Below are 241 nucleotides of genomic sequence, written 5' to 3'. Positions count from 1 at the left end.
ACGAGAAGATGATGTTCCTGTCCGATACGACCAACCATCCGGCGCTCTTCGTCACCCATCCGGACTGGTCGGCCGTCTTCGATCAGGATGCCGATGCGGCGCGGGAGACGCGCCACCGCATCCTCGACATGGTGGCCGAGGAGCGCATGCGCATCGCTTCTTACCATTTCCCATTCCCGGCGACCGGGCATATCGGCAAGGACGGCGACGGCTATCGCTTTGTGCCGGCGCAATGGATGCC

At 63.1% G+C, this 241-nt stretch carries 1 pseudogene; it reads left to right on the top strand.

The features are described from left to right. Window positions 1-8 precede the first annotated feature (8 nt). Window positions 9-241, top strand: a pseudogene (locus tag CH341_RS33260) (MBL fold metallo-hydrolase); the annotation flags it as partial.

It is taken from the genome of Rhodoplanes roseus (genome assembly GCF_003258865.1).
In the GTDB taxonomy this organism is placed as follows: Bacteria; Pseudomonadota; Alphaproteobacteria; order Rhizobiales; family Xanthobacteraceae; genus Rhodoplanes; species Rhodoplanes roseus.
The sequence above is the reverse complement of the archived record's forward strand: the minus strand, read 5'-3'. Positions and strand labels throughout refer to the sequence as shown.